Source organism: Methanocalculus sp. MC3, assembly GCF_054767395.1.
Genome location: NZ_BAABMP010000001.1, coordinates 396,106 through 420,429 on the forward strand (window position 1 = coordinate 396,106; position 24,324 = coordinate 420,429).

A 24,324-nucleotide genomic window follows, 5' to 3' on the forward strand; every position below is an offset into this window, starting at 1 on the left:
CCTCTATTGGTATATGATCGCGTTAGCGCTAGTCACCACCACGTTTCGGATTATTGCACTCTTCTAAAAAGACAAAAAAAGTTGCGAGAGGTTCCGCCCCTCTATTTCTCTCCACTCACGACAAGCCCATAGGGATGGGCAATGACCTGCAATCTTGAAAACCCGATCCCTTCCAGCAGCGTCTCCAGCTCTCCCTGTGTATATGAAGCCCGGACAGATGTTTCAAAACCCTTTCGGATCTCCGTCCCGAGGCAGGAGTTTCGCATAAACCCAAATATCTCCGGTGAGAGATCACGGCGGAGATCGCTTACGAATACACTCCCGCCCGGCCTGATTACCCGCAATATTTCTGAAAAGACCTGCACTGCATCCTCCCATTCATGAAGGGATCCATTGGAGAAGGCGCAGTCAAAGGTATTATCGGGAAACGGCATCGAAAGGGCATTCCCCTCTTTATAGGCCACCCGATCCAAGAGCTGGTATTCAATGGCATTTCTCTCTGCAATTGCAATCATTGCAGGGCTGATCTCAAGCCCCGTCAGATGGGTTCCCTCTGTATGGCTGAGCCATTCAAGCCCGAGATACCCCGGTCCCGGCCCTATCTCAAGTGCATGATCGCCTGCCTGTGTGCACCCCGCCAGCTCATGTACCGGGAGATGCCCCTCATCACGGAGGCCTCTCTGCATATGATCATATTCTTCTGTTGTTCCCTCATCCTGAATGCCATCGCAGGTTTCAGGAATTCTTGATTCAATGATCGGTGTAGTGTTCATATCGTTTCCTTCCTTTTCTGCTGATGCATATCTCGCATCCACCGCCTCTTCAAGCCGTATCAGCCGCCCCTCTCTCCGGAATATCAGCGGAACCCTTTCAAAGCCAGTCTCTCTCCTGAGTGATTGGATAGAGGTGGATAGTGAATCGCTGTCAGATACTCCGGTAAAGCGGGCACAGAGATCTGCAAAAAGCAGTTGCTCGTCTGCTGTCAGGTGTGCCATCCGGGACTCAAGGAAACCAAACATCTTCTCTTCGATATCAAGAATCCATTCCTCACCCTTTTCGGTAGGCTCCACCAGAATGCTCCTCCGGTTCTCTCTATCCTGGATCCTCCTGACGAACCCTTCACGCTCAAGATAATTCACAATATCCGTTGCGGAACTCGGGGAAATATCCAGCATTCCGGCAATGTCCCCCATACATACCCTGGAGAAATACGCAGAATAGAGTACTTCGATTCCTCCCGGACTGAGAATGCTCTTCCGCCCCCTGTCTTTCCCGAAGATCATGTTGATTGCGATCGATACAAATCCAAGGGAGAGCCTGATTCGTGCAGTAGGATCCATGATCCTTCTTCTATTGATCCTCCTGCTATCTTAATATTACGGATATCCGTAATATTTTAGATACTCTTTACAACCACATAATTTCTGAGCTATCCCTTTAGATAAGGTGGATATCCCTCGATATCCTGTCTTGTGGTGTACTTCACTCCGGGAACACCCCTCACTGATTACCGTACTCAAAACAGGGGACAGAACCGGGAACATACCCGCGGAGATCGATACGAGTGACATTCTTTGCAATCCGCCCAGCTAACGCCATGATCTCATGGGTGATCGTCTCATCCACATAATCCTCGCCGCAATTCATACACACCCTTAAATCCAAGCCTATTCAATACTCCTTATGTATCATTTCAAAGCAGGTATTCTCCTCGCTCTTCTGTTTGTGCTCTTCATCACTGCAGCGGGATGTACTGCTCCCGACTCCCTGCTTCCGGATGATTGTGAACCGGATTATCCAATAGATCCCGTGGTTCTGACAACAGTTGACAGAACCGTTCTTCCCGTCCCCGTCCCATCAACTTCACCCGCCCCGGGCCCGGAACAGATCGCAAACTTTTCAGAGTATGGATATGGTGACTGGGAATTTGGCGAGGGACTGGAGCATGAGAAGAGATTTGACCTCATGCCGGATGGATACACCCCTGCATCAGATACCACGACAGAGAAACTGTTGACCTTCTTTACCATGACAGATCTCCATCTCACCGACAAAGAGTCTCCTGCTCAGGTGGTCTATTACGGCTATAAGGGGGGTGTCATTTCAGGATACTCTCCGGCTATGCTGTATACCACCCATATCTTCGATGCAGCAGTCCAGACGGCAAATGCCCTTCATAAAGAGAATCCATATGACTTTGGTCTATTCCTTGGTGATGCAATAAACTGTGGCCAGTACAATGAACTGCGATGGTATATCGATGTACTTGACGGCAGGATAGTCAACCCCGACTCCGGTGACAAGGACGATCCAATCCCCGGGCCTCTCAATGATTACCAGGACGAATACCGTGCAGCAGGGCTTGATGAATCGATCAGCTGGTATCAGGTTCTCGGCAATCACGATCACTTCTGGATGGGTATGTTCCCTCCGGATGATCACGTCAAAAGTGCCATGACCGGCACTGAAGTGTTCGAATTAGGGAATATCTTCTTCGCCCCTCTCCCCCTACAAAGCCGTGGTTTCTATATGGGGGCAATCGATGGCCGGACACCCTATGGCGATATTATCGGTGCAGGGCCAGTCGCCAGCTTCCCTGATGGTCCCCCGACAGTCCCAGCCGATAAAGATCGCCGTTTCCTCTCGAGAACAGAGTGGATCAGTGAATTTTTCAACTCCTCTTCAAGCCCACACGGGCATGGATTCAGCCAGTCCGCCAGAACAACGGGATTTGCCTGTTATTCATTCGAACCGCGATCAGATATTCCGATAAAGGTCATTGTGCTTGATAATACCCAAAGGGACGATGACCCCAGTGAAAACAGCTCCGGATTTGGTTCAATCGATCAGGAGCGGTACGACTGGCTTGTACAGGAACTCGAGAGTGGTCAGGCTGAAGGAAAGCTCATGATCATCGCAGCCCACATCCCGATAGTCATCAATCATGATCCAGCTATTCCCTGTTCGATCATGGAATGGAGTCAGTACGCTGCGGTATCTGATGTTGATCTGATAGCCAAACTCCATACCTATCCAAATCTCGTGGCATGGATCTCTGGCCATCGCCATCAAAATACCGTGATACCTATCAAATCTCCGGATGCTGAACGTCCAGAACTCGGGTTCTGGCAGGTTGAAACCGCATCACTGCGGGAGTTCCCTCAGCAGTTCCGGAACTTCGAATTCGTCTACAACAGCGACAATACGCTCTCAATCTTCACGACCAATGTTGATCCGGCGGTCAGAGACGGTTCCCCCGCTGCCAAATCACGTTCGTATGCGATTGCAGCCTATCAGATATTCGATTACCCAATAGAGAGGATGCCAAGCGGTGCATATAATGCAGAACTACTCATTCAACTGACCCCGGAGATGCAGGAGATCCTCCAGAAGAGATAAAAGAGTTCTGGATTTTGGTTATTATATCGATAATCAGTACCGGTCGCTTCAACCGACCGGTACGAATTAAGGTTCAACTACGAACAACCTTCGTTCAGATTCAAGTGCAATACCTGTGTAACACTGCTATTGCAAGCCCCGCTCTTTAGGGCGGAGTAGTTGAACGATCTTCGCTTTATGGTGTACTCAATTCCTGCAACACCCTTCAGTGATTACAGTGCTCTCAACAGGTTACAGAACCGGGAACATACCTGCGGACATCGATAAGGGTGCCATTTTCTTTTAATCCGCTCAGCCAACGCCATGATTTCATGGGTGATCGTCTCATCCACATAATCCTCACCGCAATTCATACAGATTTCTGCCGGGACTTCTTTTACCACCAGGGTGAACCCTTCCCGCTCGAAGGTGATCGTGGTCATACCGTGCCGTGTCTCTCCACTCTTACAAAGAGCGCACTTCATTATCTTCTCCTCCTCCTGTTTTTTATCCGTTGTTTCATTTATATTCTACACCCTCCTCCTCTTCTTCTGACATCTCCCCTCCCCATGGAGAATACCGGCATCACCTCCTCATATGCCCGTTCCAGCAACACCCGGTAGTAGGCAGGATCCGCCGCCGCCGCCTCCCAGGGGGGATCAGCAATCAGCCGCTTCCCGTCCCGGACGACATACCCAATCTCCATCCCGGCTTCAACAGCAACCCCTGCCATCCCATAGGCACGGATCGCCGATCCCTCGATGCACCGGTGTTTATATTCGGTCCTGCTCACCCGCCGTGTGATGACGAGATCCGCAATCGCCGCAGATGAAAGGCCGGATACTGCCTCATGGAACAGCTCCTGCACCTCCCCGGCAAGATTGTCCAGCTCTGCTGCACACTCCGCCCGCTCAAGCACCGAGAAGATCCCCTCCTGAAACGATCGCACATACGGGGGTGTATCACCCCGGCGTGCGGCAACCCCACGGATCTTCATGGTATCGTCTGTCAGCCGCCCGAAATAGCGGTTATAGGCACCGGTTCCGTCAGCCATCGGGAGGAACGCGATCCAGCGGTACGCCTCCGATTCGGTTGGAATACCGGTGGCTGCCTCAGTCTCCCGGACAAATCGTGGAATATCGCCGCCGGCAACCCAGAGCGAGTCGACGATCCCGTGGAGGACACGGCATCCGCACTCCTCAGCGCACTCTTTTGCTGCAATCAGGATCTCACGGGCATGCCGGGTGATCGCCTCGTGCACCGCAATACAACCGAACTTCGCGTTCCGGTAGCCCGTATAGCCAAAACTGGTGACCAGCATCCATTTCAGGAGGCTGTCCATACCCGCATACCGCTTATCCTCCTTCTTCATGGCTTTCGTCTTCAGCCTGAGCCCGACCACCGGCGCAAGCACTGATGCGAGAAACCCCGCCTCCCCACCCCCGCCAACCGTCTCGGGGGAGAGGTTCTTGCCGACGATGATCGAGGGGTACATCGAGGTAAAATCGACCTGCACGACATCATCATAGACCCCCGGATGCGGCTGGAAGATCATCCCGCCTTTATCAGCCTCACGGAGGCGGGCAATCGGTCGGCTCTCTTCAGGATCCCATTTCCGGAATGGCACCGCAATACCCCGCCTGATCGCCTCGTAGTTCTCGTATGCGGAGATGAGTGTGCCGGGGGTGAGCCGGGCGGTGAGGTTTGGGGCAAGCCCGGTCATCCGGGAGGCAAGCAGCACCCCGGCGATCCCGCTCTCCCGGTACGTGAAACTCCGGGACGAATCAATGAGGCACCGCCCTTCCGGGATGAGCGCCCCTTCCCGGTGAACCATCCGTCCGTAACTCTGGTATGACCGTGCCGAGAGGCGGCTGTATTTCCCTGTCCTGCTGAACGGGAGCAGTATCCCATGCTCTTCTGCGGAAGAGACGAGCACCGGCATCCAGTAGTCGGCATGGGGAAAGATGATCAGATCCGGGTTCCGATCGTCAATGGATGCCGCAAGCTCACCAAGCATCTCCGGAAGAGATCCGGTGATCGCCTTCCCATCCACTGACATTCTGCTCACCATCCGGCTCCGGTACGGGGGATCAGAAACCCTGATCTCCATCCCCGCCAGGCTCCGGTCAAACGAGGTGGCAAACCGGTCCTCTCCAGGAAATGCGCAGGCGGTAAGCCCTTTTTCGGCAAGGAACTGTTGTTCGGGCCGGAGATCAAGGTTGTAGATCTTTGCGCTGTACCCGCTCTGCTCCTCGATCAGCCCGGCAACCTTCCGGGACGCAGCAATCGCATACCCGTCCTCTTCTGAGAAGATCGTCTGTACCCGGCATGGGACAAGACCAAACCGCTCATCCAGTCCATCCAGCAGATCCCGGTGGAGATGGGGATCGTCAAGGGTGAAGAGAAATGAAGGGGTATAGGCAACCCGTTTCGACTCGCTGCCCCTTCCCCAGAAACGGATGCCTCCCCTCTCTGCCGAGGCATCAAGAATCCACATCGCACTCCTTCAACAGCTCAATAAAGACCGAGAAGACCGCCGCCTCAAGCGGATCATCGAATGCGTAGAACCCCTCACCCGTATGGGCACGGGCCATTGCGGCGAGGCGGGCGGCATAGGGCTGTTCCTCCTTCCGCAGTGCCCGGCCTGCCCGCTCCCACCGCCGGGCAATCTCGTTAACTCCCTGCCGGACACTTCCGATGCTCCTCCCCATCAGAATGCCCCCAGTGTCGCCTGACCGGCACGGCTCGCCCGGACACCCTGCTTCCGCACCGGTGCTGCTTCGGGTGCAAGTGTGATGATCCGGTCAGCATATGCAGCCATCTCGCCAAAGAACCGATCCGGGGCAGGTGTGTACAGGATCACAAGCGATCCCGTGGCAACCTCCGCGATCACCTTCCCGATTGCAGCAGCCATACCCCTTCCCCCGGATTCAAAGAGGGTTGGATCATGCTCGATGAAGACGATTGTATGGCCTGCATCCCTGAGGATCGTAAGGAGCTGGTGAGCGGTGAATGCCCGCCTGACATCAAAGGTGGCGCTCCTGTCTCCGGCCCGTGTCAGCAGGCGGGAGCCATTGCCTGAGATATACAGGAACAGGTACCGCCTTAGTTCGGGATGCTCTGTAAAAAGCGTAAGAATCTCCTCTTCCGGGGCAACAATCGCTGCAAATGTTCCGGTTCCAAGGGTAATATATGGTGCAAGTCTGATCTCCATACCAACAGATCTGGATACCTGTGGTATTGAGTATCAGTGCACGGGGTGCGAAAGTGAAGGGGAATTATTTATCTCTTCCTCTCCAAGCTACCATGATAACGATGAATATTGCAATCTCACGACAGGATGGGGTGGTCGTCTTTGCACCGGATGGCAGGCTTGACGGACACGGCTCCGGGATCTTTGATGAAGCGATACAGTCGGGATTTCATGACGACGACTTTGCAGCTGTTGTGGATCTGTCATCGGTTGAGTACCTCTCAAGTGCAGGCATCCGCACCCTTCTTGCCCTTGCAAAGGAGGTGAAACGGCGTGGAGGTATCATGGCACTTGCCGGGGTACAGGAGTATCCGATGAAAGTGCTGAAGATGGCGGGTTTTCACTCGATCTTTCGAATCGTATCCACCGTTCCGGAGGGTCTTCTGGCATGCGGGAAAGACGGGATTGCCCTCTCCCTCATCGATGAACTCTCTGCCTCGTCTGAGAGTTACGGTACTGTCTCATACCTGGTGGAGCGTGCAGGAACCGGCACCGCCCGCCTGAAGGTGCGGGGGAGCTTATCCACCCTTCTCCATGCACGGATCACGGGGGATGATCTGGTGGAATCCACGTTTTCGTCGATCCGGTATTCAATCGGGCTTGGTGCGCTCAGCCCTGATGCAGAATCCGCACTCCCGCTCCTCGGGGAGATGATCACCCTCCATGGTGCGATGGTCTGGCTCCCGACCGATGGAAATGATACCCCGGATTTTCTCGCACCCGCAGGAGAGGATTTTGGGATACCTGTTTATACCGCCTTTAATATCACGCTGGAAGGGCCGTTCCACGAGTACATCTCCTTTGAATCCGAGGATCCGGATGGCATCTCCCTTGAAGATCTCTACCGGCAGCTCTTCTTGCGTGCCAAGGAGAAGCAGAAGGACTTCAGAGGCATCATCGCCCTTGCGATCGCCGGTGTCACTGCCGGGATGACAGGCTCAGGTCTTGCCCGCTCTCCCCTGAAAGAGTACTCCGGCGGACTCAAAGGAACGATCATGGATGAGGATGCCATTGAAGACTGGTGCTCGGTGAATCCTATCCCCCACCATACCGGCGATACTCTCGTCTCATTCGGGGTCGGGGTGGATGCAACCGCAGATCTCTCATCCTATGATCCGGTTGCCCTCCATTCCCTTGCCTACCTCCACCCGGCACACAAAGGCACCGCCGATCAAATGCTCCATAACCATGGCGTTATCTTCCGGGGGGTTCCATGGGATAAAAACGCACCTCTTGAGAAGATGATCCAGACCCTGCTCCAGGAAGCGGAGGTTGCGGATATGCGCCACCTCTTAAACAGCACCCGGTTCCGCCGTGGAAAGATCGGGGTGGCGTACATCAGCGAGGTCGCAGAAGAGTAACCAAGGTACAATCTACAAACACCGGATATGATCATGCCCCTCTTCCCAAGGATCTCAAAGAAGGCCGGGATGCCTCCCGGCTCACTCATTCATATCGGCGAAGAAACCGGTGATCCCATCACCATAACGGTAATGGATTACGATGCAGGAGGCAATGTCACCGAACTGTGTACCCGTGATCCCGCGATCATCAGCAGGTACCGGGACACCCCCTCGGTAACCTGGATCAATATCGATGGTATCTATGACACGAAGATCATCAGGATGATAGGCGAGATCTTCTCGATCCATCCGCTTACGCTTGAGGACCTGATGAACACCACCCAGCGGCCAAAGTACGAAGAGTACCCCGACTATCTCTTCCTGGTCCAGAGGATGCTCACACGATCAGATGGCGAGATCCGATCCGAACAGGTGAGCCTGATCATCACAAAAACCTGTGTCCTCTCATTCCAGGAGCGGGTCGGCGATGTCTTTGACCCCATCCGTCTCAGGATCAGAAACAAAGGGAAGATGATCAAATATGGGGCGGATTTCCTCTGCTACTCCCTCACTGATACGATTGTCGATGCATACTTTGAGGTCCTTGAATCATTTGGCGAAGATATCGAGGTGCTTGAAGATACCCTTATCCAGAACCCGGGTCCCGATACCGTCATCTCGATCCGCCGCCTCAAACGTGATCTGATCGCCCTTAGAAAAGCGGTCTGGCCACTCAGGGAAGCCCTCTCCTCCCTTGAGAGATCCGATACCCCGCTTATCTCGGATCAAACCGGGATCTACTTCCGCGATATCTATGATCACACGATCCAGGTGATCGATGCTGTTGAGACCCAGCGTGATCTCACCGGAGGCATGCTCGATCTCTACCTCTCCACCATCTCCTTCAAGATGAATGAAGTGATGAAGGTGCTCACCATCATCGCGACGATCTTCATCCCGCTCACCTTCATTGCAGGAATTTACGGGATGAACTTCGCATACATGCCTGAGCTTGACTGGGAGATCGGGTACCCGGCAACACTTCTCCTGATGTTTGGTCTCTCCCTTCTGATGCTCGGCTACTTCAGGAAGAAACGCTGGATATAGGAGAGGAGACCTCTTCTCTCCCTCTTTTCGGGCCCTGCTTCCTCACGGAAGAACGCAGTTCCGGGAACCACCTTCGGATGGAAAACCGCCCGCCTCTTCCGTGGTGTTTGAAGCACGTCTTCAACCTCAGCGACAAGGGCAAGGAGATCGGGCCTGACGATCACCCCCCCGCCTGCTGCAAAGAGGGGGGAGAGTCCCTGTGGCGGAGGAGTAGGAGTGATAAAGAGGAACTGCACCCCGCGTCCTTTGGCGAGAGCAGAGAGGAGCCCTCTCTTCTTCTCCACCTCCCCGAAAAACGCAGATGCAGAAGGGTGGGAGATTGTTGCTTCAGCAAAGAATATCACCCCGAAATCATCTTCAAAGAGGAGATCGACTTCAGCAGCAATCGCACCATCTGCGCAGATCCGGAGTCCGCCGTCCCGTGAGTACCAGATCCCTTTTTTTGATCCCCCGTATTCACCAACATCAGCTCCCCACGCAGCGATTCTTTCGATACACCGGCTTTTGTCTCCCGCTTTTCTGAGGAGTTCATAGGCTGCCGCCTCAAAGAACCTCCCCTGAGCCCGCCTGCGTGTTTCATGATCGGGTGAGAGCAGCGCTTCCCGTGTCGAAAGCAAAAGGTGCCGGAGTGCACGGAGCGCCTCTTCCCTGCCCATTTCCGTCTCTCTCAGCAGGCAGATGGCATCCATGGAAAAAAGAGTTCACCGGTGGGTGAAGTAGGCAGTGATCGAGTTCTTCTCCACAGAATCGATCCGGACAAAACCGACCCGCTCGAACTGGATGGTTCTGCCTGCAAAGTCTGCCGCCTCAGCCTCGGCATATCCTTCAAGAACTCCTTCCGGAGTGAGGATACGGCAGGGAACCGCCGCTTCCGGCGGGAGCCACTGGATGATCGGGGCTTTCGAAGCCCTCGCATCGGCAAGCGAATCTCCGGCATACTCAGCATTTTGATCGCCGGTGATCCTGATATTGAAGAGATCTTTTAACCTGATCATCCCGCCACCATCTTTTATCTCGGATGCAGGGATGAGCACCTCTCCCGTGAAGTGAAGCTTCCGCAATCCCCGTTCCTCATCACCCGGATAGCGGGGTGCCTCAGCAATCTGGTCCGGGGCTCCCTCCACCCGGAGAGATACCGGCTCAGGAACGAAGAAGTAGCGGTTTGACTCCTTATCGATGATGTCGCGGTTCTTTGCAAAGAGGTTATCCCATGAGAACGAGATATCGGTCTCTCCGATCCCGATCTCGGTGATCGCAGCACGCACCGCCTCAGGAAGGATTCCGCGGCGTGCGAGAGCACGGAGCGTCCCAAGCCGGATATCATCCCAGCCCGAGTAGATTCCCTCACTGATTCCCTGATGCATCGATGAGGTCGAAAGGACAAGCCCTTCGATGGACATCCGCCCATAATGGAGATAGTGTGGCGGTTTCCACCCGAAGTAATCAAAGATATACCGTTGCCGCCGGGTATTGGCAATATGATCCTTTCCCCGGATCACATGAGTCATCCCGAGGAGATGGTCATCGACTGCCACTGAGAAATTCATCAGGGGATAGACGGTTGCATCGACACGGGGATGGATGGTGCTGTTCACGATACGCATCGCTGAAAAATCCCGGATCGCCGGATCGGGGTGGTCGATCTCGGTCTTGATCCGGACTGTTGCCTGCCCCTCAACGAAGGTGCCATCGAACATCTGCCCGAAGCGGAGAAGATTCTCTTCTGGTGTCTTGATGCGGCATGGGCATGCTTTCTTTTCAATCTTCAGCTCGCGGAACCGCTCAGCCTCACAGGTGCAGACATAGGCCCCCCCAAGCTCGATCAGCTGCCGGGCATACTCATAGTAGATATCGAGCCGGTCGCTCTGGTATATGATATCTGATATCCCAATCCCAAGCCATTCAAGATCCTCTCTCACCATCTGGTAGGCATCGGGATCAACCCTCTTTGGATCGGTATCTTCTATCCGGTAGATATACTTCCCGCCATATCGGCGGATATAGGCATCATTTAAGATGGATGCACGGGCATGGCCAAGATGGAGCGGACCTGAAGGGTTTGGTGCAAACCGCATCACCACCCCGCCATCGGCATCAGGGAGCGGGGGGAGTTCGCAAGACCGCTCTTTCTTCTGGTGCATCGAGGCTATAAGATCGGGTGCAAGAGAGAGAAGCCTCGCCTCCCGCTCTTCGGGGGAGAGTGCTTCGACATCGGCAAGCACCGACTGGATCATTCCGTTCAGTTCCTGTGCCCTGCTCCTGAGTTCGGGATGCGATCCGAGGACAGCCCCGATCACAGCCCCGGCCCGCGGGACACTCTTATGCTTTACTGCATTCTGGAGTGCATACTCTTCGAGGATCCGGCGGATCTCTCCGTCCATCTCAGAACCCCCGGGTCACGAAGAAATCGACCATCTCGATGATCAGCTGTTTCTCTTCGGACTCGGGAAGGACTGATAATCCTGCTTTTGCTTTATGAACAAGATCAAGAGCGATCTGCCGGACCTCGTCAATAACACCTGCTGCTTCAAGCTCCTGGATGACATAATCGATCTCATCATCAGTGAGATTCCTCTTGTATGGGGCGAGATCGATCCCCTTCTCTGCTGCAACGATTGCGATCAGGGTCTTCTTCCCGGCCCTGAGATCAGATGCCCGGTCTTTCCCGCTTGTGCCCTTCGGTGTCAGGAGATCGATCAGATCGTCCTGGATCTGGAATGCGATCCCGGTCGTCATGCCAAGGTTATGAAGTGCCTCGGCCTGCTGTGGTAAACCCCCGCCGAGGATCGCTCCGATCCCGGCAGAAGCCGCATAGAGTGCCCCGGTCTTCTTCCTGACCATATCCAGGTACTCGCCGCGTGTGACCTCATCCTGTGTTTCAAATGCCATATCATCAGACTGGCCGCTGCAGATCTCTTCGCATGCTTTGGCAAGCATCGAGATAGCACGCACCTTGGAAGCCGGATCTGCCTCTGCCTTGCAGATCAGTTCAAATGCACGTGCATAGAGGACATCACCTGCGAGAATTGCTGTTGCTTCATCCCATACAGTATGAACTGTTGGAACACCCCGGCGGAATGAGTCATTGTCCATGATGTCGTCATGGACGAGTGTGAAGGTATGGGTCAGTTCAAGTGCGAGTGCAGCAGGGAAGATCCGATCTGATGATCTCTTCTGCACCGCTTCGGCTGCGAGCATCACCATTGCAGGCCTGAGCCGTTTTCCCCCTGCAAGAAGGAGATGGGCGCTTGCCTTATCCAGTTTTCCGGGTGCATCCCCGAAGTACCTGAATAAGGACTTGTCTACGAGACTCTCAACTGATTTAAGGTATTCTTGTAGATCCATTCTTTTTTCCTCGGATTATTTGTGTACCAGAAGCCGCTGGCCATTCGTCATCAGGTGGACATCCTTGTGGAGCGTGTACCCGAGTTCTGATGCAAACTCCGCATATGCCGCGGTCATCTCGAGACCTCCGTGTGAGGGGATGATATGCTGGGGGTTGAGCATATGAATGAAATCATAATGATCCTCCCGATATGCATGCCCGGTGACATGAAGCTCATCAAAGATCCGTGCCCCGGTCATCCTGAGCCGTGTCTCGGTGAGGTACCGCTGCCCGTAGTTCATCGGGTTTGGTATCACTTTTGCTGAGAAGAGGACTTTGTCTCCCTTCTCAAGGCGGTACGGCGTGTCTCCTGCACCAATCCGGGTCAGAACCGATCCTGGCTCGCCCTGGTGGCCGGTGATGATCGGCAGGAACTTCTCCTTCCCTTCCTTCATCATTCTCCTGAATATGCGGTCAACCGTCCTCCTGTTTCCAAAGACGGAGGTGGATCGTGGGAATGCAACCAGTTTCATCTGTTCGGCAGTCGTTGAGTACCGCTCCATCGAACGGCCCAGAAGAACAGGTTTTCTTCCGATCTCGTGGGCGCACTCGGTGAGTGTCTTCAGCCTGGCAACATGGGAGGAGAAGGTGGTGACCAGGATCGCATTTTTATCATCCTCAAAACTGGTGATCACATCGCGTACAAGATCGCGGGCGATCCGCTCGCTTGGTGCCCTTCCCTTTGAGGTGATGTTGACGCACTCGGTGATGAGAAGGAGGACGCCCTCCTTTCCGATCTGGGTGAGGCGGGCAAAGTCCGGCGGCTCCCCGATGACCGGTGTTCTGTCGAGCTTGAAGTCATTTGCATAGATGACCGCACCATGGGGTGTGTGGAGCACCGCCATCACGGAATCAATGATCGAGTGCTGTGTCCGGACAAACTCCAGTGTCAGGTTCTGTGATATGGTGTACCTGCCGCCTGACTTCAGGGCAAAGAGCTTGTTGTTCACACCAAATTTCTGCTCTCCTGCAATCTGCTGCCGTATCAGCTCGGTGGTGTACGGTGTTGAGATGATCGGGGCATTGTACCGGTGGGCGAGCTTTGGAAGTGCACCGATATGGTCAAGATGCCCGTGTGTGCAGACGATAGCCTTGACTGTTCCCTCGATCCCGTTCATCACAGTATCATCAGGGATTGCTTTCATCTGGATCAGGTCAAGAGAATGCATATTCTCGACTTCGGCATCCTCGTGGATCATGATCCGGTCAAGGCGCAGGCCCATATCAAAGATGACAATATCCTTACCGCAACGAACTGCGGTCATATTCCGACCGACTTCTTCGTATCCGCCGACGGTAATTACTTCTATCTCCATAAATTGTACCTCTAATCGTATTTTTGTATCATTGTGCGAGTCTCTCCGGTGATATAGGTCCGGACTCTCCGCATTTCGCGTACTGTCCGTGCCCCCGAGAGGAACATCGCTGTTTTCAGTTGTCTGTGGATATGGTCGATGGCAGCTGCGAGTGCAGAATCACTCTCCATCGCGGGTGCGAGGAGCGGGAGTGCCATCCCTGCCATATCAGCTCCGAGTGCGAGGGCCTTTGCAATATCAACGCCACTTCTGACGCCGCCGGTTGCAATAACCGGCCCTCCGGTCTCTCTGACTTCGATCAGGCTAACCACCGTTGGTATGCCCCAATCAATGAAGTCATCACCGAGACGGGTGAGTGTGGGATCGTTCATCTCCCTCTCCCGTATTCCTTCTATTTTTGCCCAGGAGGTTCCCCCGTGGCCGCCGATATCGATCGCCTTCACCCCGATATTCCAGAGAAGGCGTGCGGTTTCACGCGAGATACCTGATCCAGTCTCTTTGACGATCACCGGAACAGATGCATCGGAGCAGAGCTCTTCGATTGCATCGAGACACCCGGTTGCATCACGATCCCCTTCCGGCTGAATTGCCTCCTGAAGAAAATTCAGGTGGATTGCAATTGCATCAGCATCGATCATGGAGATGGCTTTCTCTGCCCATGCTGTTCCCTGTTCACGGAGCTGGACAGCCCCGATATTGGCTGCGATGAATGCTGTTGGCGCCTCTTCACGGACAACCCTGAATGAACCGGCAAGATCCGGCCGTTCAAGTGCCGCACGCTGGGAGCCGACCCCGATGGCACACCCATACTGTTCAGCTGCCCGTGCCAGGCAGCGGTTTACCTCTGTTGTGCCGGGATGGCCACCCGTCATTGCAGCAATGAAGAGGGGGGAAGAGAGAGAATGTCCAAGGAACTGGCATGAGAGATCGATTCCGTCCATATCGCATTCGGGAAGGGCGGCATGGACGATCCGTATATCAGAAAATCCACCTGAACCTGCCTCGATATCTTCCTCACTACAAATCCTGAGGTGATCGAGCTTCCGTGATGTGGTGGTTTCATTCCGGCTCATACATCTGCCCCCATGATGGTGGTTCCTCCATGTTCTTCTCCTGCAAGAAATGCTCCGAGGCGGTCAACATGGAATATTGAAGAGATGATCCCCGCATCTGCGAGGGTGAGGAGTTCCTCCACCTTCCCCCGCATCCCGCCGGTGACATCGGTCTTCTGTGAATTGCCAAGATCAATTCCGTTCAAAGTACCGCGGCTGATCGTCCTGACAACATTCCCGCCAGAGAGGACACCGGGAACATCTGTTGCAAGGCCGACACGGCAGGGGGCCACGCCTTCTGCTATCCTGAGCACAAGCTGGTCCCCTGAAACAATGCATGCCCCCTTTGCCCGGTCCATCACCACATCGCCATGCAGCACCGGAACGAGTCCGAGTTCTGCCATCTTTGCCAGGTGTCCTGTTTCAAAAGAGATAAGCCTGCCGTTCTCGGCGAGTGATCCGGAGAGTGGATGGACTCCGATCGCATCGAGTCCGGCATCCCGCAGGACCGATACTACAGTGGCATTCAGGCCTGCCACCGCCCGGTGGGTCTCACCGACACCTATCGCATTTGTCTGCCCGACTCCACCCTGAATTTCATACTTCTCTGCTTCGGGATGGCCGCATGAGCCTGCACCATGAATGAGGATGAGCGGATGGTCATGATGAGATGCGATCATCTCCGCTATCGCGGTGAGCCGGGTATGGTCGATCACACCGGCACTCTGCTTCTCGGTGATTACAGATCCGCCGAGTTTGAGTACAAGCATATTATTCATCTTTCTCTTTCCGTACACCCTGGGTATCGATGCTGGTGATGATTGCACGGGCATCACATGCCTCGATAGCACCGGCGACCCTTGTCTTGGCACTCTTTGAACAGAGTGCGAACATGCATCCGCCACCGCCAGCACCGGTCATTTTTGCACCGAGTGCGCCTGCTGCCCGTGCAGCAAGGACGAGGCGGGAGAGTTGCGGGTGGCCGACTCCGAGCGCCTCAAGCAGCGCATGATTCATATTCATCAGGTTACCAAGCTCACGCGGGTTATTGAAATGGTGCATCGAACATTTTGTTACAGCAGCAATTGCATCGATGATCGGATCGGCAATCTGCGGCCGTGTCTTCTTCAGGTCTGCAACCCGTGCCACCATCCCTGATGTGCTGTGATGGGTGAGGCTGTTTCCGATAACGAGCTGGATCTGCGGCGGCGGGAGCCTCCGTTTTGTGTTGCCGGTGATGAGCACCATGCCCCCGACTGTTGAGACATAGGTGTCTGTTGCGCTTGCCCGCCCGTTCTGGACATTCTTCTCCACGCTGTGAGCCATCAGGGCAAGTTCATCCGGGCTTTTCCCGATATCAAACTCATCGTTGATAGCAAAAAGGGTGGCAACCGTCACAGCAGCAGATGAGCCAAGCCCCGAAGAGCTTGGAAGCTGGGACCTGACATATACCGAACCCGAAACACCCATCTGCCTGAAACATTCGGCTATATAGGTAGAGTTTGGTTTCTTCTGTCGTTTCGCCTTCCTGACTGTAACCATGACACGGGGCTTGATCGCCATTGCGATCCCGGGTTTCCCATAGACGACCGCGTGTTCACCAAAGAGGAAGACTTTACCTGGTGCGCTCCATGTTGCCAACCTATACCACCGCAATGGCTGCGTAACCAACGACTTCAGGATCCCCGGTCACATCGCCGCTTGTCATATATGAGAGGAGTATACCTTTCTCGGCACCGAGATCGGACGTGGCACGGATCATCGTGGCAATGGGGCCATAGCCGCATGCTGATATGCCGAGCTTTGTGATACGCTGGTAGAGTTCATCGCTGTCGAGTGAAAGAATTGCTTCGATTGCCTTTGAATCGAGCTTTTCAGCCTCGCTTCGTGGGATATAATGTGAAAAATCACTTGATGCGACGATGATTGCTTCTTTCTTTGTCTTCTGAAGTGCCGAGAGTATCCTCCCTGATAGTCTTTCTGCCTCTTCCGGAGACTGATCGCCCATCAGGATCGGGGTGATTCTGGCACGTGGAAACCGGTATTTGATGAATGGCATCTGTGTCTCGAGCGAGTTCTCGTCTTCCTGGTGAGCATCCTCATCAACCGGAATTTCAAGTGCAAGAGAGAGCCTCTCATCATTGGTGATGATCCCAAGTGGCGTCTCCCAGGGGAGTGTTGAGACACAGGTGCGGTACCCGCGATGGCTCGGGCCGATGACAATGAATGTACCGGAAAAACCCGGATCGATGCATCCATAACCCCGGGCTGCTACAGCACCTGAATATGGATACCCGGCATGAGGTACAACAATGCCAAGGGGGTGAAGCCGGTCTGTTTTTGTCTTGAAGAACATCTCGAGCACCTGTTCAAGGTGCCCGGGCTCTTTCGGATAAAACATCCCTGCCATTCTACAGTTACGGATCTCCATAGGTCTCCCCCACCTCATCTGGCAGTTGTTCTTCAGACTATTTAAATATCGGTCTCAAAGTCTTCCGGGGTGAGCGATGTTGTGACACCGCGAATCCTGAGCATCTCCTTTGCAAGGAGATAGTAGATCATGGAGAGAGCTTTTCTGCCTTTATTGTTTGTTGGAATGACGAGATCGATATTTCGCAGGCTGTTGTTTGTATCACAGAGGGCGATTGTCGGAATACCGCTCTGTACCGCTTCACGAACAACCTGTGCATCACCGATCGGGTCAGTGACAATAACGACATCCGGTTCGATGTACTTGTTCAGCGTGGTCTCGTTTAAGGCCGGATTTGTCAGCATGCCCGGAATAAATCGTCCGGTTGAGGCCATTGCACCGATTACATCAGCAAATTTGCGTGCAGGATACTGGCCGTACTGTCGTGAGGTAACTACCAGGATCTTTGGTGCTTCAAACCTTGAGAGGAATGTTGCTGCCTGTTTGATCCGCTCATCAGTCTTTCTGATGTCAATGATGTAGAGTCCGTCTCCACGAACCCGGTAGATGAAGTTCATCATCTCATTGCTCTTCTGCTGTGTCCCAATGTGAACGCCTGCTGCAAGGTACTCCTCAACCGGTACAAGAGGTTCGTTCAGTTCGATATCAAGTTCATTCTCGCTCATTCAAAATTCTCCGAAATACGTATTAATTCATTCAGTTTCGCTATTCGTTCGCCTCCGACGATGCCGCATTTCAGGTAGATGCACCCGAATGCAACAGCGAGGTGGGCGATGGTCTCATCTGTCGTCTCTCCCGACCGATGGCTCATCACCGTCTCCAGGCCAAACCGCTCTGCAAGGTGGACTGCCTCGAAGGTATCGGTGAGTGTTCCAATCTGGTTTGGCTTGATTAAAACGGCACTGGCAGATGCAATTTCGATGCCGTTCTGGATACGCTCAGGATTTGTGACGAAGAGATCATCTCCGCAGATGAGGCAGTTGTCATTGACCTGGTCTGTGAGGTTGGAGAACCCTTCAAAATCCTCTTCGTGGAGTGGATCTTCGACATAGACAAGGCCGTATTCATCGACGAGATCGGCGATATAGGCGATCTGGTCCTCGGTGGTCCGGCTCCGTTCACGGTAGATGTACCGCTCCCCATCCCAGAGTTCGGTTGCCGCAACATCAAGGCCGATGGCAACGGTAACGCCGGTCTCATCGCAGACGGTGTCTATGGCTGAACCTATCAGGTCAAGGGCTTCCGTGTCGGTGATCTGTGGCGCCCATGCCCCTTCATCACCTTTTCCACAGGTGATCCCCTGTGCAGTCAGGAGTTTTTTGACCTCCTTGTGAACGAGGGCATTCGTGAAGACAGCTTCTCTTGTGGAGGATGCCCCGATCGGAATGACCAGAAACTCCTGGATCTCAGTTGCACCTGGTGCGTGTGCCCCGCCACCGATGACATTGCCAAGCGGAAGTGGTGCATCTTCGGCAAAGACTCCCCCGAGATATGTGAAGAGCTCCATGCTATATGCCGATGCAGCCGCCTTTGCATTTGCAAGAGAGAGCGCAACGGCGATATTTGCTCCGATTGATCCAAAGTTGCCGGTTCCATCACATTCGCGAAGAATACGATCGAAGCTCCTCTGGTCATGGGAGTCAAGGCCGATCAGCTCGGGGATGACGGTGGTGTATGCGAAAGGAATCGCCTCTTCTGGCGGCCGTACAACAGCCTCATGGGTTCCGGTACTTGCGCCGCTTGGAGCAGCTGCACGACCAAATCCACCTTCCACCCATATATCAGCCTCAATAGTCGGGTTTCCCCGGCTGTCGAGGATGCTTCTGAGTGTGACTGCTTCTATTGCCGTCATGTCACCACGACTTCCCTCTCCCCGAAATGGCGCTTGACGGTGATGGGAATAAGTCCCTGCTCAAACTCCTCAAGTGCAATTTCCAGGGGATCAATGCGTCCTGTTCTCACAAGAACCGGGGCCCCCATCGATATCTGGAGAGCCCGTGCTCCTATGATCCTGGCTCGCTCATATCGAGTGTAGGATATCATGATAATCATCCGTAAAATTTTTTGAACAGAAATGGGGTCGCTGAGATTCGAACTCAGGTCACTGCGTCCCGAACGCAATAGGATAGTCCAGGCTACCCCACGACCCCCCCTTACTGGTAGGGATACAGCTCATTAATAATCTCCTTATGCGAGAGGAGCATCCTTCTGCAGCAGTACCGTTCCAAACCGAGGGAATCGAGGATCTCTTTTGGATCCTCGCCTGCTGCTTTTCGCTCTTTAAACTCATCCCATGCCGTGGAAATGACCTTTCCACAGGTGAAACATCGTACAGGTATCATTGTCCCCGATTCCTTATTAGTCTGCTTATATTTAACGGTACGACTTCTGGAATCTCTTCCGTGCACCGCGTCCATGAGGCTTTTTCGCTTCTTTCTGGCGTGAATCATTCACAAGAAGGGTCCTGTCATATGCAAGGTACACCTCTTTGATCGCCGGATCATTTGTCCAGCCGAGGATGCCACGGCCAAGTGCCGTCCTGATCGCCTCTGCCTGTCCGATGATCCCTCCGCCGGATACATCGACATCAATGTCGATTGTATCTGCTATACCTGGTGCAAGGACGAGTGCTTCTGCGATCTTCATCCTGATCAGTTCAGACCCATATACTTCGAGAGGAACCGAGTTGATTCTGATCCTGCCTTTACCTTCACGCAGGGTGGCGCGAGCGACCGCAGTCTTTCTCTTTCCGCTTGTATTGATTATCTTTGTCAATTCAATCCCTCTGCTTAGAATTTAGCTCCAAGGTTCTGGCTTATGGTCTGAAGCGTAACGTACCTTGGCTTGCTTAACCTGTTCCGGTGTGCTTCCTCAAGCACTTCCATCTCCATCCCGGCAAACTCTTCCGGAACTCCGACATAGGTTTTGACTCTCCGGAAAGCATCTGCACCCGGACCTGTCTTGTACCCAATCATCCCGCGGATTGACCGCTTCATGATGTCGTCAGGCCGGCGTGGGAAGAACGGTCCGCCTTCAACAGATCCGCGAACCCTTCGCTGATGGTATTTCTGGAGGATTTCTGCTCTGCTTCCCGAGAGGATTGCTTTCTCGGCATTGACAATGGCGATCTCCTCGCCATTGCGTGCCCGCTTTGCGACGATGCTCGCAAGCCTTCCGAGGAGGAGATTTTCTGCATTGATGATCGTTACCATTGCTCTTCACCTCAGTATCCGGACACGGCTTCCTTTTGGATTTGCCGATACCAGTTCTTCAATCGTCATACAATCACCGCTCGCCTGTGCGATCTTTTCACGGGCTGAATCGGAGAAGTTTAATGCTGCTACTCTCACCGAATGCTCAAGCACTCCGCTTCCAAGCACCTTACCGGGGACGAGGATGATCTCGCCTTCCTGTGCATAGCGGTTGATCTTGCCGATGTTGACCTCAGCATAATTACTGCTGGACGTGTCGAGCCTCTTTGCAATCTCACGCCAGATCTGTGCCTCACTCTCATGGGATACACTCCTGAGCATCCTGATGAGATCTGTCAGGCGCGGGTTAGTCTTGCCCGTTCTCTTCATCTACTGTCCCTCCATTGATATTTCCTGTAAAGATTCTATGAGTTCATCAGATCGTTTTCTGATATATCGGATACCCTCTTCGACGATCTGCTGTGCCGGAAGCGATCCGTCACTCTCGACTGTAAAGAGGTATGTTGTCTTGTCTGTTTTGACGTGTATGGCCGATTCATCCCCGATACCGGTTCCGATGCATGCTTTCTCGCAGAGTTTGCAGAGAGAGCATACCTCTAATCTTCCGTCAACGACACGAACTGTCTGTCCTTTGACTTCAAGAACCGCCCGCGGACACTCTTCGACACACATCCCGCATCCGTCACACTGGTCGGTTACCTCGATCACAGGATATTGTTTGTATCCGCATGCAATGGTCGCCTGCCATTTTGCATGCTCTGACCCCGTGTTCAGGTATGCGACCGCCTCAATGACAAGCTTCTGGTCTTTCCAGAGTTTTACGAGAGGAATATTCGTATCGACAGGGGCTGTCTCCGGATCCTCTGAGACGAGATCCCCTGAGGTGACCGTACACGGCCCCTCAACGGTCAGAGTGAATATGACCCGACATAGCGGGCAGCCGGCTCCCTCGCATTTGCATGCATCTTTCCTGACAAATCTGCTAAGATCGGTCTTGATTGGGATCATGCCGATCCGGTGTGCAAGCATCTCGTCAAAGAGGACGCTGGTGTTGTCATAGATCCTGACATCCTCAATAGCGAGTGTTGGAACCTCACCGATCATCGCCCGCCTGAGGGCGTTTGCAGATGATTCGGAGGCACCGCTCAGGGTAAATTGTACGATTGAGTCATCGACCCTGCCGAATACGATCTCCATCAGACTCTCCTTCCCCGCCTGCCACCGCGAGCCCGGATACTGTCGTGTGAGACCGGGGTGACATCTTCGATCCTGCCAATGCGGATACCGGCACGGGATAGTGCCCGGATCGCTGCCTGTGCTCCTGGTCCCGGACTCCGCTGTTTGCCGCGGCCGGGTGCCCTGACCTTTACATGCAGGCCGACGAACCCTTTGTCACGGACAGCCTGTGCCACATTGATTGCCATCTGCATTGCTGCATAGGGCGAACTCTCGTTCCGTGCCTGCTTCACGACCATGCCGCCACTGCTCTTGCAGATAGTCTCTGCACCGGAGAGATCGGTCACGGTGATGATCGTGTTGTTAAATGATGCATAGATATGGGCAATACCCCATTTGTCATTCTCAGCTGCCATCTTCAGACCCTCACATTATTGATACGGCCCCGCTCGGGGTTGCTCTCCTTTGCAAGCGAAGATGTTCCATAGTAGCTGATCTGATCCTCTTCGGCTCGTGGAACCATGTATCCCGGAATTGACATGCGCCTGCCGTTGATTGCGATGTGACCATGGTTGATCAGCTGGCGGGCCTGTTTTGGTGAGCGGGCAAGTCCTTTCCTGTAGACGATCGTCTGGAGACGGCGTTCAAGGATATGGCTGACTTTCAGTGAGAGCACATCGTCGATGGTGGCTCCTGCGCTGACAAGGGCATATCTCTGGAGGTGCTGGAGCAGCTCTTCGCGGCGTGCCTCAACCCGTGCCTCTTCAATACCGCCCGAGCTCATTGCAAGAATATCCCTTGCACCCTGCCTGTGGCGACGGAGGATATGGGTTGCCTTCCAGATCTCCTTTTTGTTCCTGAGTCCAAACGTGATTGCAATATTCCGTTCGTCTTCAATCCGCGCCTTTTCAAAACGGCGTTTTGGAGACTGGTACTGCTTGTGGTTCTTTCCTGGATATCCCATATGTACTCACCCCTCACTTCTTCTTCTTGGATACGCCGACCGTTGTTCCGGTTCTTCCGGTTGCCTTGGTCCGCTGTCCGCGTACCTTCTGGCCGGTCTCATGCCTGATGCCCCGGTAACAGCGCATCTTCTTCATGATATTGATGTCCTCATCAAGGGTGAGGGAGACATCGACACCGAGGAGGTGACGGGGTTGTCCGGTATAGAGATCTTTTGGTCTGTTCATCATCCAGGTCGGGACTGTCTCTACGTACTCGTCCACAGCTGCGCGGATCCGGTCAACCTCTTCATCAGAGAGCTTTCCCATCAGATCATGGGTGTTGACGCCGGCCTTGCGTGCCAGAACGAGCGCGGTGTGGATTCCCACGCCCTTGATGCCCGTCAGTGAGATCTGGACCTGCTTGGTGCCGTCGAGATCGGTATTACTGACGCGTACGAAGTAATTCAGTTCGGATTCTTCCATGTTTTATTCCTCTTATTCTCCTTGGAGCGCTGAGGGAGGGATTTGAACCCTCGAGTCCCAGGGGGACACAGGTTTAGCAAACCTGCGCCATACCAGGCTTGGCTACCTCAACAGAGTCATTTCGCATCTTTCGACACTCGCAGTGCGTGAATAGACACCGCTCCATAAAGTGAGTGCTCTATACTATTGGAAGAAAAGGGTATTAATGGTTATGGGTTGTCATCCTTTCTCTGCCGCACACAGCCTGAGGAGACGAGTGCTGAGGTCATGATGGGGATGGCGATAGTTGCATCGCAGAAACACTGGACACGGGGGCAGGTGATCGCTTCTTTTCCCCAGCTTATCGCCTCTTCAAAGGTGCATCCTGAAAGCCCTCCCCAGTGGGGGGCGTCTGTGGTGAACTGGATGGCATAGGCATGGCCGCCGAGATCGCTCTTATGAATGGATGCAATCACCTGTGTCTGCTGGATGAAGTTCTTCGGAACGCCGCCGCCAATATAGACGACACCGGTCTTCTTTGCCTTCTCGACGATCCGGGTGATCTCATCGGTATCTGAGATCTGATCAATATGTACGCTTGTTCCTGCTCTCCGGGCCATAACCATGCTGATCCCAATGGATGAATCTGCGAGTGCAGGGACAAAGATGGGTATGCCTTCCCTGGCACAGGTGGCGGTCAGGGACCGGCCCTCCGGCCTGGTCTCGATGAGCCATTCTCCAAGCCGTTTGATCAGCTCGCGGCTTGAGCCCTGGAACGGGGCGATCGAATCGATAAAGTCAGCAACCTGCTGATCGACATCCCTGAACTGTTCTTCATAGGCAAAGACATCATAGATGCGGTCGATCCCCTTCTCAAAGAGTGCTGCATCATCGACATGGTGATGGCCCCGATAGTGCCTGATACCAAGATGCTCGCAGATGTCATGGAAGATATTTGCGCCTGTTGAGACGATAACGTCAATGAAATGCCGCTCAGCAAGCGTAATAAGGCATTCCTGCATACCTGCAGGGACCATCGCACCTGAGACGCCAAGAAGGATTGTGCAGTCAGAATCGGCAATCATCTCTCTCCAGATGATGTACGCTTCACCCAGTTTTCGTCCCTGAAAACCGGTTCTGCTCATCGAATCGAGGAGATCGGCGATCCGCTCGGTTGGTTTCACCGGAGTGGTGGGGGTCAGCTCCATGCCAGTTACATTGCTGCGTGAAGTATTAAATGCAGGGATGAAGGCGAAAAACGATCA

The 24,324-nt window shown here is 53.8% G+C and carries 29 protein-coding genes and 2 tRNA genes; 3 read left to right on the top strand and 28 right to left on the bottom strand.

All coding sequences use genetic code 11. The features are described 5' to 3' along the window. Window positions 1–101: 101 nt before the first annotated feature. Together ACYUBO_RS02015 and ACYUBO_RS02020 are read right to left on the bottom strand one after the other, a co-directional pair. Window positions 102–1,340: a methyltransferase domain-containing protein gene (locus tag ACYUBO_RS02015; protein WP_460371987.1), complete on the bottom strand. Its 1,239-nt coding sequence runs from the start codon at window positions 1,338–1,340 to the stop codon at window positions 102–104. A gap of 160 nt (window positions 1,341–1,500) precedes the next feature. Continuing rightward, window positions 1,501–1,647, bottom strand: a complete 147-nt coding sequence (locus tag ACYUBO_RS02020; protein WP_460371989.1) for a hypothetical protein — start codon at window positions 1,645–1,647, stop codon at window positions 1,501–1,503. Between the two features lie 36 nt (window positions 1,648–1,683). Between ACYUBO_RS02020 and ACYUBO_RS02025 the strand changes: the two genes are divergently transcribed. Then, window positions 1,684–3,399, top strand: a complete 1,716-nt coding sequence (locus ACYUBO_RS02025; RefSeq protein ID WP_460371990.1) for a TIGR03768 family metallophosphoesterase — start codon at window positions 1,684–1,686, stop codon at window positions 3,397–3,399. Between the two features lie 212 nt (window positions 3,400–3,611). Here ACYUBO_RS02025 and ACYUBO_RS02030 read toward each other — a convergent pair whose 3' ends face one another. The 4 genes from ACYUBO_RS02030 to ACYUBO_RS02045 are packed head-to-tail and all read right to left on the bottom strand — an operon-like array spanning window position 3,612 to window position 6,592. Then, the gene (locus tag ACYUBO_RS02030) at window positions 3,612–3,863 is read right to left on the bottom strand and encodes a type II toxin-antitoxin system MqsA family antitoxin (RefSeq protein ID WP_300333297.1); all 252 of its coding nucleotides are present in this window, start codon (window positions 3,861–3,863) and stop codon (window positions 3,612–3,614) included. 38 nt (window positions 3,864–3,901) lie between these two features. Beyond that, window positions 3,902–5,875 carry a type B DNA-directed DNA polymerase gene (locus tag ACYUBO_RS02035; RefSeq protein ID WP_460371992.1) on the bottom strand — a complete coding sequence of 658 codons (1,974 nt, stop codon included), beginning with the start codon at window positions 5,873–5,875 and terminating at the stop codon, window positions 3,902–3,904. Continuing rightward, window positions 5,862–6,089 carry a DUF8156 family protein gene (locus tag ACYUBO_RS02040; RefSeq protein ID WP_460371994.1) on the bottom strand — a complete coding sequence of 76 codons (228 nt, stop codon included), beginning with the start codon at window positions 6,087–6,089 and terminating at the stop codon, window positions 5,862–5,864. Before ACYUBO_RS02040 ends, ACYUBO_RS02035 begins: the two co-directional genes overlap by 14 nt. Next, window positions 6,089–6,592 carry a hypothetical protein gene (locus tag ACYUBO_RS02045; RefSeq protein WP_460371996.1) on the bottom strand — a complete coding sequence of 168 codons (504 nt, stop codon included), beginning with the start codon at window positions 6,590–6,592 and terminating at the stop codon, window positions 6,089–6,091. Before ACYUBO_RS02045 ends, ACYUBO_RS02040 begins: the two co-directional genes overlap by 1 nt. A 101-nt stretch (window positions 6,593–6,693) precedes the next feature. Here ACYUBO_RS02045 and ACYUBO_RS02050 point away from each other — a divergent pair, with 101 nt between their 5' ends. Both ACYUBO_RS02050 and corA read left to right on the top strand, forming a co-directional pair. After that, window positions 6,694–7,992, top strand: coding sequence for an STAS domain-containing protein (locus ACYUBO_RS02050; RefSeq protein WP_460371998.1), 1,299 nt, complete (start codon window positions 6,694–6,696; stop codon window positions 7,990–7,992). A 33-nt stretch (window positions 7,993–8,025) separates the two neighbouring features. Beyond that, on the top strand, window positions 8,026–9,081 hold the full coding sequence (gene corA, locus ACYUBO_RS02055; protein ID WP_460372000.1) for a magnesium/cobalt transporter CorA: 1,056 nt from the start codon (window positions 8,026–8,028) through the stop codon (window positions 9,079–9,081). On the opposite strand, the gene ACYUBO_RS02060 is transcribed toward corA, so the two are convergent. From ACYUBO_RS02060 to ACYUBO_RS02165, 22 genes are all read right to left on the bottom strand, one after another. Then, window positions 9,054–9,770, bottom strand: a complete 717-nt coding sequence (locus ACYUBO_RS02060) for a hypothetical protein (RefSeq protein ID WP_460372001.1) — start codon at window positions 9,768–9,770, stop codon at window positions 9,054–9,056. The two genes, corA and ACYUBO_RS02060, sit on opposite strands and share 28 nt — an antisense overlap. A 12-nt stretch (window positions 9,771–9,782) precedes the next feature. Further along, entirely contained in the window at window positions 9,783–11,462 is a 1,680-nt protein-coding gene (locus ACYUBO_RS02065) for a glutamate--tRNA ligase (RefSeq protein WP_460372003.1), read from the bottom strand. Window position 11,463: 1 nt separating this feature from the next. After that, window positions 11,464–12,426 (bottom strand): polyprenyl synthetase family protein, encoded by a 963-nt coding sequence (locus tag ACYUBO_RS02070; RefSeq protein ID WP_460372005.1) that lies wholly within the window; start codon window positions 12,424–12,426, stop codon window positions 11,464–11,466. A gap of 15 nt (window positions 12,427–12,441) precedes the next feature. Beyond that, complete coding sequence (locus tag ACYUBO_RS02075) at window positions 12,442–13,782, bottom strand: RNase J family beta-CASP ribonuclease (RefSeq protein ID WP_300333092.1); 1,341 nt, start codon at window positions 13,780–13,782, stop codon at window positions 12,442–12,444. An 11-nt stretch (window positions 13,783–13,793) separates the two neighbouring features. After that, window positions 13,794–14,855 (bottom strand): type 2 isopentenyl-diphosphate Delta-isomerase, encoded by a 1,062-nt coding sequence (fni, locus tag ACYUBO_RS02080; RefSeq protein ID WP_460372008.1) that lies wholly within the window; start codon window positions 14,853–14,855, stop codon window positions 13,794–13,796. After that, window positions 14,852–15,613, bottom strand: coding sequence for an isopentenyl phosphate kinase (locus tag ACYUBO_RS02085; protein ID WP_460372010.1), 762 nt, complete (start codon window positions 15,611–15,613; stop codon window positions 14,852–14,854). Before ACYUBO_RS02085 ends, fni begins: the two co-directional genes overlap by 4 nt. Then, window positions 15,606–16,475: a mevalonate kinase gene (mvk, locus tag ACYUBO_RS02090; protein WP_300333113.1), complete on the bottom strand. Its 870-nt coding sequence runs from the start codon at window positions 16,473–16,475 to the stop codon at window positions 15,606–15,608. Before mvk ends, ACYUBO_RS02085 begins: the two co-directional genes overlap by 8 nt. Before the next feature lies 1 nt (window position 16,476). Further along, window positions 16,477–17,265 (bottom strand): AmmeMemoRadiSam system protein B, encoded by a 789-nt coding sequence (amrB, locus tag ACYUBO_RS02095; RefSeq protein WP_300333116.1) that lies wholly within the window; start codon window positions 17,263–17,265, stop codon window positions 16,477–16,479. Between the two features lie 41 nt (window positions 17,266–17,306). After that, window positions 17,307–17,930: a 30S ribosomal protein S2 gene (gene rpsB / locus ACYUBO_RS02100; RefSeq protein ID WP_300333119.1), complete on the bottom strand. Its 624-nt coding sequence runs from the start codon at window positions 17,928–17,930 to the stop codon at window positions 17,307–17,309. Beyond that, entirely contained in the window at window positions 17,927–19,117 is a 1,191-nt protein-coding gene (gene eno / locus ACYUBO_RS02105; RefSeq protein WP_460372013.1) for a phosphopyruvate hydratase, read from the bottom strand. The genes rpsB and eno overlap by 4 nt, the downstream gene beginning before the upstream one ends. Continuing rightward, on the bottom strand, window positions 19,114–19,308 hold the full coding sequence (locus tag ACYUBO_RS02110) for a DNA-directed RNA polymerase subunit K (protein ID WP_300333730.1): 195 nt from the start codon (window positions 19,306–19,308) through the stop codon (window positions 19,114–19,116). Before ACYUBO_RS02110 ends, eno begins: the two co-directional genes overlap by 4 nt. Window positions 19,309–19,340: 32 nt before the next feature. Continuing rightward, window positions 19,341–19,415 (bottom strand) — tRNA-Pro (locus ACYUBO_RS02115). A 3-nt stretch (window positions 19,416–19,418) separates the two neighbouring features. Continuing rightward, window positions 19,419–19,607, bottom strand: a complete 189-nt coding sequence (locus ACYUBO_RS02120; protein WP_300333725.1) for a DNA-directed RNA polymerase subunit N — start codon at window positions 19,605–19,607, stop codon at window positions 19,419–19,421. Window positions 19,608–19,638: 31 nt separating this feature from the next. Then, window positions 19,639–20,040 carry a 30S ribosomal protein S9 gene (locus ACYUBO_RS02125; protein WP_300333722.1) on the bottom strand — a complete coding sequence of 134 codons (402 nt, stop codon included), beginning with the start codon at window positions 20,038–20,040 and terminating at the stop codon, window positions 19,639–19,641. Window positions 20,041–20,054: 14 nt separating this feature from the next. Beyond that, window positions 20,055–20,477, bottom strand: coding sequence for a 50S ribosomal protein L13 (locus ACYUBO_RS02130; RefSeq protein WP_300333719.1), 423 nt, complete (start codon window positions 20,475–20,477; stop codon window positions 20,055–20,057). A 6-nt stretch (window positions 20,478–20,483) separates the two neighbouring features. Continuing rightward, entirely contained in the window at window positions 20,484–20,846 is a 363-nt protein-coding gene (locus ACYUBO_RS02135; protein ID WP_300333716.1) for a 50S ribosomal protein L18e, read from the bottom strand. Continuing rightward, the gene (locus ACYUBO_RS02140; RefSeq protein ID WP_460372016.1) at window positions 20,847–21,674 is read right to left on the bottom strand and encodes a DNA-directed RNA polymerase subunit D; all 828 of its coding nucleotides are present in this window, start codon (window positions 21,672–21,674) and stop codon (window positions 20,847–20,849) included. After that, complete coding sequence (locus ACYUBO_RS02145; RefSeq protein ID WP_292736998.1) at window positions 21,674–22,069, bottom strand: 30S ribosomal protein S11; 396 nt, start codon at window positions 22,067–22,069, stop codon at window positions 21,674–21,676. The genes ACYUBO_RS02140 and ACYUBO_RS02145 overlap by 1 nt, the downstream gene beginning before the upstream one ends. 2 nt (window positions 22,070–22,071) lie before the next feature. Next, a complete protein-coding gene (locus ACYUBO_RS02150; protein ID WP_300331601.1) occupies window positions 22,072–22,617 on the bottom strand; it encodes a 30S ribosomal protein S4 in 546 nt (181 codons plus the stop codon). A 13-nt stretch (window positions 22,618–22,630) separates the two neighbouring features. Next, entirely contained in the window at window positions 22,631–23,080 is a 450-nt protein-coding gene (locus ACYUBO_RS02155; RefSeq protein WP_300331604.1) for a 30S ribosomal protein S13, read from the bottom strand. Between the two features lie 27 nt (window positions 23,081–23,107). Beyond that, window positions 23,108–23,192 (bottom strand) — tRNA-Ser (locus ACYUBO_RS02160). 97 nt (window positions 23,193–23,289) lie between these two features. Continuing rightward, window positions 23,290–24,267, bottom strand: a complete 978-nt coding sequence (locus ACYUBO_RS02165) for a deoxyhypusine synthase (RefSeq protein ID WP_460372019.1) — start codon at window positions 24,265–24,267, stop codon at window positions 23,290–23,292. Window positions 24,268–24,324 lie beyond the last annotated feature (57 nt).

What these genes read in the sequence shown, in the direction of transcription:
- ACYUBO_RS02015 (WP_460371987.1), bottom strand. Translation starts at nt 1,340, where the DNA reads ATGGATCCTACTGCACGAATCAGGCTCTCCCTTGGATTTGTATCGATC.
- ACYUBO_RS02020 (WP_460371989.1), bottom strand. Translation starts at nt 1,647, where the DNA reads ATGAATTGCGGCGAGGATTATGTGGATGAGACGATCACCCATGAGATC.
- ACYUBO_RS02025 (WP_460371990.1), top strand. Translation starts at nt 1,684, where the DNA reads ATGTATCATTTCAAAGCAGGTATTCTCCTCGCTCTTCTGTTTGTGCTC.
- ACYUBO_RS02030 (WP_300333297.1), bottom strand. Translation starts at nt 3,863, where the DNA reads ATGAAGTGCGCTCTTTGTAAGAGTGGAGAGACACGGCACGGTATGACC.
- ACYUBO_RS02035 (WP_460371992.1), bottom strand. Translation starts at nt 5,875, where the DNA reads ATGTGGATTCTTGATGCCTCGGCAGAGAGGGGAGGCATCCGTTTCTGG.
- ACYUBO_RS02040 (WP_460371994.1), bottom strand. Translation starts at nt 6,089, where the DNA reads ATGGGGAGGAGCATCGGAAGTGTCCGGCAGGGAGTTAACGAGATTGCC.
- ACYUBO_RS02045 (WP_460371996.1), bottom strand. Translation starts at nt 6,592, where the DNA reads ATGGAGATCAGACTTGCACCATATATTACCCTTGGAACCGGAACATTT.
- ACYUBO_RS02050 (WP_460371998.1), top strand. Translation starts at nt 6,694, where the DNA reads ATGAATATTGCAATCTCACGACAGGATGGGGTGGTCGTCTTTGCACCG.
- corA (WP_460372000.1), top strand. Translation starts at nt 8,026, where the DNA reads ATGCCCCTCTTCCCAAGGATCTCAAAGAAGGCCGGGATGCCTCCCGGC.
- ACYUBO_RS02060 (WP_460372001.1), bottom strand. Translation starts at nt 9,770, where the DNA reads ATGGATGCCATCTGCCTGCTGAGAGAGACGGAAATGGGCAGGGAAGAG.
- ACYUBO_RS02065 (WP_460372003.1), bottom strand. Translation starts at nt 11,462, where the DNA reads ATGGACGGAGAGATCCGCCGGATCCTCGAAGAGTATGCACTCCAGAAT.
- ACYUBO_RS02070 (WP_460372005.1), bottom strand. Translation starts at nt 12,426, where the DNA reads ATGGATCTACAAGAATACCTTAAATCAGTTGAGAGTCTCGTAGACAAG.
- ACYUBO_RS02075 (WP_300333092.1), bottom strand. Translation starts at nt 13,782, where the DNA reads ATGGAGATAGAAGTAATTACCGTCGGCGGATACGAAGAAGTCGGTCGG.
- fni (WP_460372008.1), bottom strand. Translation starts at nt 14,855, where the DNA reads ATGAGCCGGAATGAAACCACCACATCACGGAAGCTCGATCACCTCAGG.
- ACYUBO_RS02085 (WP_460372010.1), bottom strand. Translation starts at nt 15,613, where the DNA reads ATGAATAATATGCTTGTACTCAAACTCGGCGGATCTGTAATCACCGAG.
- amrB (WP_300333116.1), bottom strand. Translation starts at nt 17,265, where the DNA reads ATGGAGATCCGTAACTGTAGAATGGCAGGGATGTTTTATCCGAAAGAG.
- rpsB (WP_300333119.1), bottom strand. Translation starts at nt 17,930, where the DNA reads ATGAGCGAGAATGAACTTGATATCGAACTGAACGAACCTCTTGTACCG.
- eno (WP_460372013.1), bottom strand. Translation starts at nt 19,117, where the DNA reads ATGACGGCAATAGAAGCAGTCACACTCAGAAGCATCCTCGACAGCCGG.
- ACYUBO_RS02110 (WP_300333730.1), bottom strand. Translation starts at nt 19,308, where the DNA reads ATGATATCCTACACTCGATATGAGCGAGCCAGGATCATAGGAGCACGG.
- ACYUBO_RS02120 (WP_300333725.1), bottom strand. Translation starts at nt 19,607, where the DNA reads ATGATACCTGTACGATGTTTCACCTGTGGAAAGGTCATTTCCACGGCA.
- ACYUBO_RS02130 (WP_300333719.1), bottom strand. Translation starts at nt 20,477, where the DNA reads ATGGTAACGATCATCAATGCAGAAAATCTCCTCCTCGGAAGGCTTGCG.
- ACYUBO_RS02135 (WP_300333716.1), bottom strand. Translation starts at nt 20,846, where the DNA reads ATGAAGAGAACGGGCAAGACTAACCCGCGCCTGACAGATCTCATCAGG.
- ACYUBO_RS02140 (WP_460372016.1), bottom strand. Translation starts at nt 21,674, where the DNA reads ATGGAGATCGTATTCGGCAGGGTCGATGACTCAATCGTACAATTTACC.
- ACYUBO_RS02145 (WP_292736998.1), bottom strand. Translation starts at nt 22,069, where the DNA reads ATGGCAGCTGAGAATGACAAATGGGGTATTGCCCATATCTATGCATCA.
- ACYUBO_RS02150 (WP_300331601.1), bottom strand. Translation starts at nt 22,617, where the DNA reads ATGGGATATCCAGGAAAGAACCACAAGCAGTACCAGTCTCCAAAACGC.
- ACYUBO_RS02155 (WP_300331604.1), bottom strand. Translation starts at nt 23,080, where the DNA reads ATGGAAGAATCCGAACTGAATTACTTCGTACGCGTCAGTAATACCGAT.
- ACYUBO_RS02165 (WP_460372019.1), bottom strand. Translation starts at nt 24,267, where the DNA reads ATGGAGCTGACCCCCACCACTCCGGTGAAACCAACCGAGCGGATCGCC.